General features: G+C 32.5%; 8 protein-coding genes and 1 pseudogene. 6 read left to right on the forward strand and 3 right to left on the reverse strand.

The genetic code is table 11. From position 1 onward, the window contains the following. Nucleotides 1-85 (forward strand): IS3 family transposase (locus AAEO59_RS16370; protein ID WP_407934932.1); only part of this gene is annotated, 85 nt, incomplete at its 5' end. Between the two features lie 115 nt (nt 86-200). Next, the gene (locus AAEO59_RS10930; RefSeq protein WP_341700779.1) at nt 201-1,541 is read left to right on the forward strand and encodes a sigma-54-dependent transcriptional regulator; all 1,341 of its coding nucleotides are present in this window, start codon (nt 201-203) and stop codon (nt 1,539-1,541) included. On the opposite strand, the gene AAEO59_RS10935 is transcribed toward AAEO59_RS10930, so the two are convergent. From AAEO59_RS10935 to AAEO59_RS10945, 3 genes and pseudogenes are all read right to left on the reverse strand, one after another. After that, nucleotides 1,538-3,973 carry an ATP-binding response regulator gene (locus AAEO59_RS10935; protein WP_341700780.1) on the reverse strand — a complete coding sequence of 812 codons (2,436 nt, stop codon included), beginning with the start codon at nt 3,971-3,973 and terminating at the stop codon, nt 1,538-1,540. The two genes, AAEO59_RS10930 and AAEO59_RS10935, sit on opposite strands and share 4 nt — an antisense overlap. A gap of 262 nt (nt 3,974-4,235) precedes the next feature. Beyond that, nucleotides 4,236-5,432, reverse strand: a complete 1,197-nt coding sequence (locus tag AAEO59_RS10940) for a C1 family peptidase (RefSeq protein ID WP_407934931.1) — start codon at nt 5,430-5,432, stop codon at nt 4,236-4,238. Nucleotides 5,433-5,512: 80 nt separating this feature from the next. Then, a pseudogene (locus tag AAEO59_RS10945) lies at nt 5,513-7,366 on the reverse strand (S9 family peptidase). Nucleotides 7,367-7,602: 236 nt separating this feature from the next. On the opposite strand from AAEO59_RS10945, the gene mtgA reads away from it, so the two are divergent. The 4 genes from mtgA (at nt 7,603) to AAEO59_RS10965 (ending at nt 13,461) form a co-directional block, all read left to right on the forward strand. Further along, entirely contained in the window at nt 7,603-8,334 is a 732-nt protein-coding gene (gene mtgA / locus AAEO59_RS10950) for a monofunctional biosynthetic peptidoglycan transglycosylase (protein ID WP_341700781.1), read from the forward strand. Continuing rightward, the gene (locus AAEO59_RS10955; RefSeq protein ID WP_341700782.1) at nt 8,335-9,285 is read left to right on the forward strand and encodes a lipid A deacylase LpxR family protein; all 951 of its coding nucleotides are present in this window, start codon (nt 8,335-8,337) and stop codon (nt 9,283-9,285) included. It begins immediately after the preceding gene. 169 nt (nt 9,286-9,454) lie between these two features. Then, nucleotides 9,455-11,098: a DUF6377 domain-containing protein gene (locus AAEO59_RS10960; protein WP_341700783.1), complete on the forward strand. Its 1,644-nt coding sequence runs from the start codon at nt 9,455-9,457 to the stop codon at nt 11,096-11,098. 251 nt (nt 11,099-11,349) lie between these two features. After that, a complete protein-coding gene (locus AAEO59_RS10965; RefSeq protein WP_341700784.1) occupies nt 11,350-13,461 on the forward strand; it encodes a glycoside hydrolase family 97 protein in 2,112 nt (703 codons plus the stop codon). Nucleotides 13,462-13,664 lie beyond the last annotated feature (203 nt).

The following is a 13,664-nucleotide window of genomic DNA, read 5'->3' on the forward strand; positions in this document are numbered from 1 at the left end:
AGATTACTATAATAATGAGAGAATAAAACTTAATCTAAAAGGAATGAGCCCGATACAATATCGAGCTCATTATTATCAAATTTAATTATAAATTCGTCTAAACTTTTGGGTGCAGTCTAATTACGGCAGTCTTTTTTTTGCATAATTTTATGAAAATACTATTTAATAAGCTTTAATTTAGCCTAAAAAGTGGCTTTCCGATGTTGAAGATTTTAGTTGTTGAAGATGATATTTCGTTTTGTAAATTATTAGAAAAATTTCTAATCAAAAACTCCTATGCCGTAGTGACAGCTTTTTCAGCTGAAGAGGCCCGTTCGGCAATGAATAAAGAAACTTTCCATTTAATTTTGATCGATTTAAGATTACCTGATGCAGATGGAATTGAACTTTTAGCCGAATGTAAATCCCAATTTAATGAAATTCCGGTTATCTTAATGACGGGATATTCTGAAGTGAGTACGGCTGTTAAAGCAATTAAAAACGGTGCGGCCGATTATATTTCGAAACCCTTTAATCCTGATGAGGTTTTAGCAGTAATCGCAAATGCTTTGGTTTCTGAAGATGAAACTAAAGTGAAGAATTCTGAAAAAGATAAAACTAAAGCTCCCAAAGCTGATAAAACTGTTGGTTATGTTCAAGGAATTTCAGCAGCTTCTAAAAGACTAGCTGAGCATATAAAACTGGTGAGTCCTACTGATATGTCGGTTTTAATTATTGGCGAAAGCGGAACAGGTAAAGAATTAATAGCGCAAAGTATTCATCAACAAAGTCAGCGTAATCAAAAGAATTTTATAGCGGTAGATTGTGGTGCGATTCCAAAAGAATTAGCTGCAAGTGAGTTTTTCGGACATTTAAAAGGCTCTTTTACAGGTGCTATTTCTGATAAAACAGGCTATTTTGAAGCGGCTAATGGCGGAACACTTTTTCTAGATGAAATTGGGAACTTATCTTATGATAATCAAATTCAGTTGTTGCGTGCTTTGCAGGAACGTAAAATAAAACCGGTAGGTAGTAATAAAGAAATAGAAGTAGATATCAGAGTTGTTACGGCTACCAATGAAGATTTACGGGAAGCGGTTAAAAATGGTGATTTTAGAGAAGATTTATACCATCGTATTAACGAATTTTCGATTCATTCGCCTTCGCTAAAAGAAAGAGAAGAAGATTTAATTTTATTTGCCGAATTCTTTTTAGACAAAGCCAATCAGCAGTTAAATAAAGATGTTATTGGTTTTTCTAAAGAAGTAGTTGCCGTTTTTCAAAATTATTCCTGGCCGGGCAATTTGAGGGAGTTGCAAAATTGTGTCAAGCGTGCCACTTTGTTGACTCCGGGCGATTTTATTGAAACTTCGGTTTTACCAGCAGAACTTTTTCAGAATGTGGAAACAGAAAAAAGTACCTTTTCATTGTCAGAAAATGAAAAAGAAGCTATCGAAAGTGCATTGGTAAAGACTAAAAATAACAAATCAGAAGCAGCAAAATTGCTTAAAATTACCCGAAAAACTTTGTACAATAAACTCAAATTGTATAATCTGGATTAAACTTCTTTTTCCAGTAAAAGTAGCAGTGTTTTTATTTTTGTTTTTAAACTTGAAAATAAGTTGTTTAATTCACTTTGCTCATAATTTTTTGTCTCCAATTGGTTTAAAATAGTTCCAATTTCATGGGCCTGAATTTGTTTGAACATGGGAGCCATTTTATGCGCTATTTCTTTTATTTTGTTCTGATCTAAAGTTTCGATTGTGTTTTCAAGTAAAAACAAATTGGAGTTTGTAGAGTTTATAAATGAAGTTATAATATTATTTAAGGCCTCGTTATCGTCTTTTAAAAATAATTTTAGCGAGTCTAACGAATAAGAAGATTCTTTTTCATTCGTAAAATGTTCCTCTTTGTTTTGGATAGGAAGTGTTGTATTATTAAAAACAGCTTCTATGGTTTCTAATAAAATTTTAGGAGAAAATGGTTTGTGAAGAATGGTTGTGAATCCTGCTTCCAGATATATTTTTTCATTTAAATCACTTCTTCCGCTTACGGCGATAATAGGTTGATTTTTGAAGTTCTTGTTTTTTTGTAAGTCATGAACCAATTCAAATCCGTCTTTAACAGGCATCTGAATGTCAGTAATTAGCAAGTCAAATTTTTCTGTAAAAATATTTTCTAGAGCCTGAATTGCATTAGGAAACCTAATTACTTTATAATGTTGTTTTAAAACTTCGGTGGTAAGTTGTAATAAATCAGGATCGTCATCGATAATTACAATTGTTTTGTCAAAAACTTTGGTAGTTGGGGTAGATATTGGTGATAATTCGTCTTTGATTTCCGTTTGTCCAGCAAAAATTAATGGTAGGCTGATTTCGAAACAACTTCCCTTTGGAGAACTGTTCTTTAAGTACAATTCGCCACCTAAAAGTGAGATTATTTTTTTTGAAATGGCCAATCCTAATCCAGTTCCGCCGTAATTTTTTTCAATAGATTCATTGGCTTGGGTAAATTCTTCAAAAATTAAATTTTGGCTCGACTTTTCAATCCCAATTCCGGAATCTTCAATACTTATGAAGATTTTATTTAGATTGGAATCGATTTTAGAATTTATTTTGATATAGCCTTCGGGAGTAAATTTATAGGCATTCCCTATAATGTTTGTTAATACTTGTTTTAATCGAAAAGCATCGCCGATGATGGCATTGTTGAGTTTAGAATCGGTTTGAATTTGTATTTCAATCTTTTTTTTCTCAAATGCAGATTGAATTTGATCACATACTTCTTTAATTGTCTGGCCGAGTAAAAAAGGTTTTTTTTCAAAGTTGATTTTACCGGCTTCTATTTGCGAAAAGTCTAATAAATCCTGAACTAATCTCGAGATGTATTCGGATGAATTTTTAATGTTTTTGGAATAATAGGATTGTTTGTTATTGAGATCAGTATGTTCTAATAATTCGGCGTAACCTATGATTGTCGTTAATGGCGTTTTCAGATCATGGCTTACGGTAGAAATTAATTGTTCTCGGTTTTTGAGTAAGTTTTTAGTTTTAAAATTGGCAATTTCAAGTTGTTTTTTATACAGTTGTGTCTTAGAAAAATCTCCGGCAATTAGTATCGAAAAAAAGATGGTGAGTAATAAGCCAGCAATGGCGGCATAAGTAACAATCTGATTGATTTTTTTTAGTATTTTTTCTTTTTCGGCATTGTTTTTTATTGAAGAAGAAAGAATTTCCTGTTCAACTATTCGCAGTACTTTACGTAATTGACCGGAAATTAAGAGTTCATTCGTTAATAACTTGTTTTCCTCAATACTAAGTGATTCTTTCTTCTTTTGGGTTTCTGATTTTACTTTGCTTAATAATCTTTTTGAAGCCGATAAAATCGAGTCGGTTTCTTTTTTTGTGAGCGTATTACTATTGTCATCCGGAATGTTTTGATTGAGATAATCAATATAATTTAGTAATACTTTTTTTTGATAACTTCCCAGTTTTTCCGGTGTTCTGGTAAAATCACTTAGCTGTAATTTTTGCAAAGAAAATTCAAGCTGTGTTAATTCTTCTATAGCATTGTTAACCGAGCTTTCATCTGAAGTTTTGTTTTTAATTTTTTTGAGTTGCTCAATATTTTGCGTTTTTTCGTGCAAAAGAATGGCAACACTATCTAATAGTTTATTTTGATTTTTGTTAGAAATAGTTTCTTTTAATGTTTTAATTTTCGATTGTAAAGAGTCAGTTTCTCGGATGTAATCTTTAAAATCTGATTCTGAATTCGAAAGAATAGTTTTGCGTGCTAAACTTTCTGTTTTGTAAATATTTGAAAACAGATTACTTACTTTTAAAACTTTATTTTTTTCAAAAGCAATAGTGTTTTCTATTTTAGAATAATCTTTGTTTTCAGTATATAAAATCCAGCCAACACTTGCCACAAGTGAGACAAGAATAATGTAGCTAATAAATACTTTTAAAGGAATATTGCTGTTTTTGTACCCCATTTTTTTTACAGCTACTTTAGCTGTTGATGATTTTATATGAAATAATATTCTTTTTAATTATTAGTTGAAAAGAATCTTGAATTGAAATAAGTGCATGTTTGAATTGAAATTCAAGATTATAAAAATAGTTTTTTTTGAAGAGTATATTTTTTTAATTAACCTATTTTTAGCAAAACGATATTGATGTTTAAAAATAAAAAAGGGCAGTTTCCATATTGATGTAACTGCCCTTTTTTGGGTTTTAATTTGTTGTTGAGTAGTATTAAACTCCTATTTTTTTTGCAATATCTGTTGGGATTGCGCCCTTGTTTACCATAAAAGCTGTGGTTTTGTATTTCACATAGTTTTTAGTTACGTACAGATAACCTTTATAATCATTAGTTGCTCCCCATGAATTTTTAACGATATAATATTCTTTACCAGTTTGATCTTTAGAAAGTCCCACAATATGCATGGCATGATCATCAGTAGTTTGATAGTTGTCAAAAGCTTTTTGACGTAATTCAGGAGTGATTTCCATTTCAGGTTTTGGTCCTACAAACATGCTGTTGATTTCCTGAGAATTCATTTCCTCATATTTTTTTGCAGGAATATATGCTACTCCGTTTTTCCAACTAAAACTTTTTTCACTTACATCAGCGCACCAGGCAACAGTATAACCTTTTTTAAGAGCATTGTCAATAATGTTTGTCATGTCATCCATTTTTACATTATAAACCTGATCAAAAGACCAGTTGTCTGGAACCATTAACATTGTTTTAGTGTAGTACGGAGCATCTGTAAATGAAGATAATTCTACATATTCTTCCGGATTAATACCTACAACTTCTTTAGCAAATGATTTTGGAGTATAGTTTTTCCCTTTAAAAGTAAAAGTTTCAGGTACAGCTCCTAAATACGAATCAATTACTGCAGCATGTGCTTTCTCCCAATTCGGTGTAAGCTCGTCGTTTGGGTTTTTAACAACTGCTTCTAAAACTGCTTTAGAAAGAGCAGCCATTTCAGCAAATTTATTTTTTGAAGTACCATAATTCAATCCAGTATAAGCTTCGCGTGGCATGGCACCATATTTAGCATACATATTGATTACATCATGTGGTTCACCACCATCACCTAAGTTTAAAGAGCCGTGCATGCGTACATAGTTTTTTCCTTTTTCAACGTAAGCATTTCGTGCTGAAAAAATTTGAGATAATTCTACCGGTTGTTTGCCTAAACGAATCATTTCAGATTCCAAATAGGAATTAGTAGAATAACTCCAGCAAGTTCCAGATGAACCTTGGTTTTTTACCGAAGTATTTGCTAGGTTAATAATATCAGTAAATTTGAAACTCTCTTTACTATTATCGCTTGCATTTACTTTTAGTGAATTCACTAAAATATCCTGTGCAGAAATATTATTCATACCTAACATTAAAGCTGAGGCGATGAAAAGTTTTTTAAATGGTGTTTTGTACATGATTATCAATATTGTTTAGTTTGCAGCAAAATAACAGAAAATAACAAAAACAGCATTTAATGTTAATTTTATTTTAACTTTTATAGTGTCTCTATCAGCCATTTGTAAAATTCTTTTTGCCAAATTTGTGCGTTTTGAGGGTTAAGAACCCAGTGGTTTTCTTCGGGAAAATAGAGAAAGCGACTTTTTATGCCTTTTAATTGTGCTGCCTGGAAAGCTTCCTGAGCCTGACCAATGGGTACTCGGTAATCTTTTCCGCCCTGAATGATTAAAATAGGTTTGTTCCAGTTGTTGATATTAGTAATAGGATTAAATTGCGAATAGGTTTTTTGGGCAATTGTATTTTCTTTTTCCCAATAAGCGCCTCCAAAATCCCAATTGCTAAAAAATATTTCCTCAGTAGTGCCGTACATACTTTGGGTATTAAAAACTCCATCATGAGCAATGAATGTTTTAAAGCGATTATTGTGGATTCCTGCTAAATAAAATACAGAATAACCTCCGTAACTAGCGCCAATACAGCCTAAACGATTCTCGTCTACATAGTTTTCCTCAGTGATATTATCAATTGCCGAAAGGTAATCGTTCATGACCTGACCGCCCCAGTCTTTGCTTATTTGTTCGTTCCATTCTACACCATGACCCGGCATTCCACGGCGGTTAGGGGCTACGATAATATAGTCATTGGCAGCCATTAATTGAAAATTCCATCTAAAAGAATAGAACTGACTTAGAGCACTTTGCGGTCCGCCCTGACAATATAAAAGTGTTGGATATTTTTTTGTTGGGTCGAAATCTGGTGGAAAAATTACCCAAACCAACATTTTCTTGCCGTCGGTAGTGGTAACATATCTTTTTTCCGTTTTGCTTAGAGCGAGATTATCATAAATTTCAGTATTGATATTTGTAATTTGTTGCCAATTTTTTTCAATCAAATCAAAAGAGAAAATTTCTGCAGCATGATTTGTGTCTTCTCGGGTTACAAAAATTTTATTGTTATCAAAACCAATTAGTTTCGTGATGTCAAAATATCCATCGGTAATTTGTTGAATATCAGGTATTTTTTTGGTGTTTTCGAAGATATTAACTTCAAATAATTGTTTGGTGCCATCAATAGGAGCAATAAAATAAATTTTCTGCTTTTCTTCGCTCCAAAGAAAACTATCTACCGTTCCGTCCCAATGAGCGGTAAGATTTGTTTTTATTCCATTATTCAGAATGATGATGTCATTTTTATCCGCTTCATAGCCATCTCGCTGCATTTGTAACCAGGCTAGAATTCCTGATTTGGAAAATTGAGGAGCAGTATCATAACCTTTGTTTTCAGTAGTAAGATTAATGGTTTTGGCAGTTTCTAATTCGTATTGGTAAATATTACTGTTGGTAGAAATCGCATATTCAGTTCCTGATTTCTTTTTAGATACATATAAAATACTTTTGCTGTCCGGAGACCAAATATAGTCTTCGTCACCGCCAAAAGGTTTTGTAGGACAATCAAAAAGTTCATCAAGCATAATGTCTTTTTTTGGAGCATCTACTTTGTTTTCACTGTAAAAAACGTGATTAAAATTTCCTTCGTTCCAAGTGTCCCAATGGCGATAATTCAAAGAATCATAAATTTATACTTCGGATTTATCGAGTTGCGGATAAAAATCTTTACCTAAAATTTTTTGAAGTTTAACTTCCTGATGCGAAAGGATAAATTTTCCATCAGGCGATAGATTCTTATTGTCTAAAACGCTATCGGTATTTTCAATTTCCGTTGGATTTCCGCCATTAATCGGGATAAAATAATGTTTCGTATTTTGTTTGTTTTCTTTTATCGAAGGTGTACTGACTTTGTAAACAATGTTTTGTTTGTCTTTAGACAATCCTAATGCGGTTATTCGCCCTAATTGCCATAGCAATTCGGCAGTCATTCTGTTTTTTGTCATTATTAAGGCTGTTGTTTTTTTGAAGTATAAAATTAACCAATTAAAAATTGTTTATTTGAGACTTAGGAATCTTTAAGTTATTTTTAAACAAATTAGAAATATGGGTTAAGATATTGTACGAATCCTGAAAAAAAGTAATTTTACTCCCAGTAAGAATCGGCATTTTTTAAGGGTAGATTTTTATTTCTAAAAGAATTATGTAAGTTTAAGGAAATTAAAAAATCCGGTTTTGAATAATGGCAACAAAAATAAATTCTAAAACAAAAACAAAAAAAGCTTCCCGAAATTTTATGGCAACATTGAGAGTGTTTTTCTTTAAAATGATTTTGTGGTTTGTGGGTCTTTCACTGTTTTTGGTGGTCTTTTTTAAATTTGTTCCAGTGCCATTTACACCTTTAATGCTCATTAGAGCAATAGAAAATAAAGTTGCCGGTAAGCCGGTTTATTTCAGTCACGATTGGGAACCATTGGAAAATATTTCGGTTAATTTACAAAAAGCAGTTATTGCCAGTGAAGATGGTTTGTTTTTAAAACACAATGGTTTTGATTTCAGAGCGATGCAAAAAGCATACAAAAACAATGAAAGAGGCAGGAGAATAAAAGGAGGCAGTACGATTTCACAACAAACAGCCAAAAATGTTTTTCTATGGCAAGGCAGAAGTTATTTACGTAAAGGACTTGAAGCTTATTTTACTGTTTTGATTGAATTGATTTGGGGAAAAGAACGCATCATGGAAGTGTATCTCAATAGTATAGAAATGGGTAATGGTGTTTATGGAGCTCAGGCAGCAGCTGAACATTGGTACCGAAAAGATGCGGCTAACTTAACCAAAAAACAGGCCGCAGGAATTGCAGCCATTTTGCCAAATCCCAGAAAATATACGGCAACAAGCTCATCTTCTTATATCAATAGAAGAAAAGATAAGATAATGCGTGTAATGAGAACAGTGGGTAAAATTGACTATTAGATGAGTTTAAAATCAGTATTTTTTATCTGTTTTACACTGTTGTTTTCGGTTCATTTATTGAGTCAGAATTCCAGTAAAGAATTAGGCATTATTACTGAAAATGACATATATACATCTTCTAAAAATGACCAATATTATACAAATGGTCTGGAAATTTTTTACCGCTATTTGTCAAAAAAAACAAAGCCTAACGTTTTAAAAAAAATTAACGAAATACATATCGGACAGTATATGTATAGTCCTCGCACAATTTATGTGGATGAGGAGGATGTGTTTGATAGACCCTTTGCAGGTTATCTTTTTGGCGAATTTGGGAATACTAATTTTTACAAAAACCAATCAGTATTTAAAAAGTATTTGCAATTAGGATATATTGGTCCTAATTCTTTTGCTGATAAAGTTCAATCAGAAACACATATTTTATTTCATTACAAGGCTTTTGAACAATGGGATTACCAAATTCAAAATGCTTTGGCAATACAAACTTATTTTATGTTTTCTCGTCCTTTTCTAAATTCGTTTAATAAAGAAAGAATAGATTTTCAGTGGCAAACCGAAGCCAAATTGGGAACTATTTTCACTTCATTAACTACAGGATTTGTTGCAAGAATTGGAATAAAAAAACTAATGCCACTTTCGGAGTCAAATTTTCACGGTGCTTCAATAAGTGCCGGTGCAAATAAGGAGGCGAGAGAGTTGTATTTTTACATGGCTCCATCAATTAATTATCAAATTTATGATGCTACGATTCAAGGGAGCATGTTTAATGATAAAAGTCCGGTAACTTTTGATTTGATTCCGCTTCGTTTTAATGGAGAAGCCGGATTTCGATATCGAAAGAACAATTGGAATCTTTCCTATGCTTTTGTTTACCGTGGAAAGGAATTGAAATTTTATCGAACCATTGGTTACTTTTATGGTTCCATTCGCCTTTCGTATATTTTTAGATAAAAATTGAAAACTATTTTGGGAAATAACAAGAGATTGTTTTTTTTTTGACTTCTTGGATTTCTTTATGATTTTTTTTGCTGAAAAGTATTTTTAAAGTGCTTTAAAAAGTTTTTATTGCTGAAAATTTAATAAATTAGTACTACCTTAACCTAACCAAAAAACCACAACAATGAATAAAATTTGGACTTTATTCCTAATTATTTGTTTTCCTGTATTATTGTATTCTCAAGACGAAATGAATTCATTATTAGATGAATTAGACACTACTCTGAATAAAAGCGAATTTTATCATAATAAGAAAGAAGCCGAAATAAATAAACTCAGTAGCTTACTTAAATTAACTTCTTCAAAAACCCAGAAATACGAAATATATCAAAAATTGTATAATGAATATCGTGCTTATCAATCGGATTCGGCTCTAAATTATGCCCGACGAAGTTTGAAAGTGGCCAATACTTTAAAGGATTTAAACAAAATTAATACGGCAAAATTAAATTTGGCGTCCATTATGGGAACTTTGGGAATGTATAAGGAAGCTACGGATATTTTGAATAAAGTAGATATTAATCCCACCCCGGAAATTAAAAGTTTTTATTACGGAGTGCATAGTTCGGTTTATTTATATATGTCCGAATATGCGGCTTCTAATCAAGAGAAGAATAGTTATGTAGAGTTAACAAAGCAATTTCGTGATTCTGTTTTTAAATACGATCCTAAAGAATCCAAATCCTATGTTATAACCCAATCTAATAAGCTTTTTGAAAAAGGGCAATATGACGAAACTTTACGAATGTTACAGGGTTATTTTCCGAAAATGAATAATAATGATCCTGATAAGGCGGTAGTTGCATATATAATTTCTGAAACTTACAAACGGAAAAATGATTTTGATCAGGAGAAAAAATGGTTAATTAAATCGGCTATTTCCGATTTACAGCTGGAGAAAAAGGAATATATTTCCCTACGTTCTTTAGCTTTTATCATGTACAAAGAAGGTGATATCGACCGCGCTTACAAATACATCAAACGTTCACTGGAAGATGCTCTTTTTTGTAATGCACGTTTAAGAACCTATGAAATTTCGAGAATGATGCCTATCATTAATGATGCCTATCAAAAACAAAATGAAACTAACAGGCATCAATTGATTGTCTTTTTGGTAAGTGCCAGTATCCTATCACTTTTTTTACTGGTAGCTTTGATTTTGTTGTTTAAACAAATGAAAAAATTATCCAAAGCAAAAAAAGAAATCAGTTTGGCTAACAGTCAATTTGTCGAATTGAATAAAGAGTTGAACAGCTTTAATGAAAAATTGAATGAAACAAATACTACGCTCCAAGAAGCCAATTTGGTAAAAGAAATTTACATTGGAAGATACATGGATCAATGTTCGGTTTACATTGGTAAGTTAGATGAGTATAGGCGAAAATTGAATGTTATTGTTTCCAGTGGCAAAACTGCCGAATTGGTGAAAGCTGTAAAATCCAAAGAATTTATCGAAATAGAATTAAAAGAATTCTATCATAATTTTGACAAGACTTTCTTGTTGCTTTTTCCTAATTTTATAGAAGAATTTGGTGGTTTACTAACCGATACTGAAGACATAAAATTAAAGCAAGGAGAATTAATGAATACCGAATTGCGAATTTTTGCCCTAATTCGTTTAGGAATATCCGATAGCGTTAAAATTGCCGAATTTCTACGATATTCCTTATCAACTATCTATAATTACAGAACCAAACTAAGGAATAAAGCATTAGGCCCAAGAGATGAGTTTGAAGCCAATGTAATGCGAATAGGAACAGATAAATAGAAAATTGTACTTTCAAGATAGCTGCCTTTTGACTCTTTTTTTTGGGTCAAAAGGCTTTTTTTATACTACTAAACTACTACTTTTTTTGATGTAAAGTATATAGTAAATAATTGTAAATCAATAAATTAACATTGTAAGTTATGATTTTTAGCTACCAAATTATTTTAGTAAAAATAGGTGCGTCGAAATCGTTTTAAATTTGGTTAACCAAAGAAGTTAAAGCAAATTATTAATTTTATTAAAGCAACCAAATGAAACATTTCTTTTTATTAATCGGGCTCTGTTTGACATCGAATGCCTTGTTAGCACAGCTGCTAAAATCGCCCAACCAGCAATTGCAAATGGAGTTTTCTTTGCAAAATGATGGAACTCCCGGCTACAGTTTAAAATACAAAGACAAAATAGTCATTAAGCCAAGCAAATTGGGATTAGAACTGAAAGACGACACGAAATCTTTATTGAATGATTTTGTGATTGCAGACACAAAGACGACTACTTTTGATGAAATCTGGAAACCGGTTTGGGGAGAAGTAGCCAGTATTCGTAACCATTATAACGAATTGGCAGTTACACTAAACCAAAAAGGAACCGACAGGCAAATGGTAATTCGTTTTCGTTTATTTGACGAAGGTTTAGGATTTCGCTATGAATTTCCTTTGCAAAAGAACCTTACTTATTTCGTAATTAAAGAAGAGCGAAGCCAGTTTGCTATGAATGGCGATCATACGGCATTTTGGATTCCCGGGGATTATGATACTCAGGAATATGATTATACCACTTCTAAACTTTCTGAAATTAGAGGTTTGACTCAAAAAGCAACCACCGAAAATGTTTCCCAACAATCTTTTTCGCCTACGGGAGTTCAAACGGCTTTGATGATGAAATCCGCTGATGGATTGTTTATCAACCTGCATGAGGCAGCTTTGATCAATTATTCCTGTATGCATCTCAATTTGGATGATAAAAACATGGTTTTTGAATCTTGGTTAACTCCGGATGCTAAAGGAGATAAGGGCTATATGCAGGCACCTTGCCAGTCGCCATGGAGAACAATTATGGTGAGTGATGATGCCAGAGAAATTTTGGCTTCCAAAATGACTTTGAATCTAAACGATCCTTGTAAAATTGAGGACACTTCATGGATAAAACCTGTGAAATATATTGGCGTTTGGTGGGAAATGATTACCGGAAAAAGTACTTGGGCTTATACTGATGAATATCCAACAGTGCAATTAGGCGTAACCGATTTTGCAAAAGCGAAACCTAACGGAAAACACGGTGCTAATACAGCTAATGTGAAAAAACACATTGATTTTGCTGCTGCAAATGGCTTTGATGCTGTATTAGTTGAAGGTTGGAATGAAGGTTGGGAAGACTGGTTTGGACATTCTAAAGATTATGTTTTTGATTTTGTAACTCCGTATCCGGATTTTGATGTAAAAGGAATTCATGAATATGCGAAATCTAAAGGAATCAAAATGATTATGCATCATGAAACTTCCGGTTCTACACGCAATTATGAGCGTCATATGGACAAAGCTTATCAGTTTATGAAAGATAATGGTTATGACGCAGTAAAAAGTGGTTATGTAGGACCAATTTTGCCAAGAGGCGAAAACCATTACAATCAATGGATTGTAAATCATTATCAATACGCAATAGAAAAAGCGGCCGATTATAAAATCATGGTCAATGCGCATGAGGCTATTCGTCCAACCGGTATATGTAGAACCTATCCTAATTTAATTGGAAATGAATCAGCTAGAGGAACAGAGTATCAGGCCTTTGGAGGATCTAAACCAAATCACGTAACCATTTTGCCATTTACCCGATTAATTGGAGGACCAATGGATTATACGCCAGGAATTTTTGAAATGGATATCAGTAAAATCAATCCGGAGAATACTTCGCATTTAAATAGCACATTGGCAAATCAATTGGCTTTATATGTAACAATGTACAGTCCGTTACAAATGGCTGCCGATTTACCTGAGAATTATAATCGTTTTCCTGATGCATTTCAATTCATCAAAGATGTTGCGGTTGACTGGAGTGATAGTAAATATTTAGAAGCCGAACCGGGACAATATATTACTGTAGCCCGAAAAGCCAAGGGAACAAACAATTGGTTTATTGGAAATGTAAATGGCGAAACGTCTCGTGTATCTTCCATCAATTTTGATTTCCTTGAAAAAGGGAAAAAGTACGAAGCCACTATTTATTCCGATGCTAAAAATGCACATTATAAAACCAATCCGCAGGCTTTTAGTATTCGTAAAATGAATGTGACTAACAAAACCAAGTTGAGTCAGTTTTCTGCGCCGGGAGGTGGTTATGCCATCAGTGTGATTGAAATTAAATAACCAATTCATTTCGTATTAAGTAATGTTTTAGAAAACACAGCTGTTTAAAAAGATACTTTTGGACAGTTGTTCTAAAAACACGTCCAAAAAACAAATAGTAGTTTTTTAGTGCTTCTTAAAAAATAAACAATGCGTATTTATTTGTAACTTTAATTAGTGAATCAATAAAAAAACATTCTTTATTTTCAGTAATATTAAAATTA

It is taken from the genome of Flavobacterium flavipallidum (assembly GCF_038289905.1).
Lineage (GTDB): Bacteria > Bacteroidota > Bacteroidia > Flavobacteriales > Flavobacteriaceae > Flavobacterium > Flavobacterium flavipallidum.

Bases quoted from the DNA above. Each gene is read 5' to 3' on its own strand.
- AAEO59_RS10930 (WP_341700779.1), top strand. From the start codon at position 201: ATGTTGAAGATTTTAGTTGTTGAAGATGATATTTCGTTTTGTAAATTA.
- AAEO59_RS10935 (WP_341700780.1), bottom strand. From the start codon at position 3,973: ATGGGGTACAAAAACAGCAATATTCCTTTAAAAGTATTTATTAGCTAC.
- AAEO59_RS10940 (WP_407934931.1), bottom strand. From the start codon at position 5,432: ATGTACAAAACACCATTTAAAAAACTTTTCATCGCCTCAGCTTTAATG.
- mtgA (WP_341700781.1), top strand. From the start codon at position 7,603: ATGGCAACAAAAATAAATTCTAAAACAAAAACAAAAAAAGCTTCCCGA.
- AAEO59_RS10955 (WP_341700782.1), top strand. From the start codon at position 8,335: ATGAGTTTAAAATCAGTATTTTTTATCTGTTTTACACTGTTGTTTTCG.
- AAEO59_RS10960 (WP_341700783.1), top strand. From the start codon at position 9,455: ATGAATAAAATTTGGACTTTATTCCTAATTATTTGTTTTCCTGTATTA.
- AAEO59_RS10965 (WP_341700784.1), top strand. From the start codon at position 11,350: ATGAAACATTTCTTTTTATTAATCGGGCTCTGTTTGACATCGAATGCC.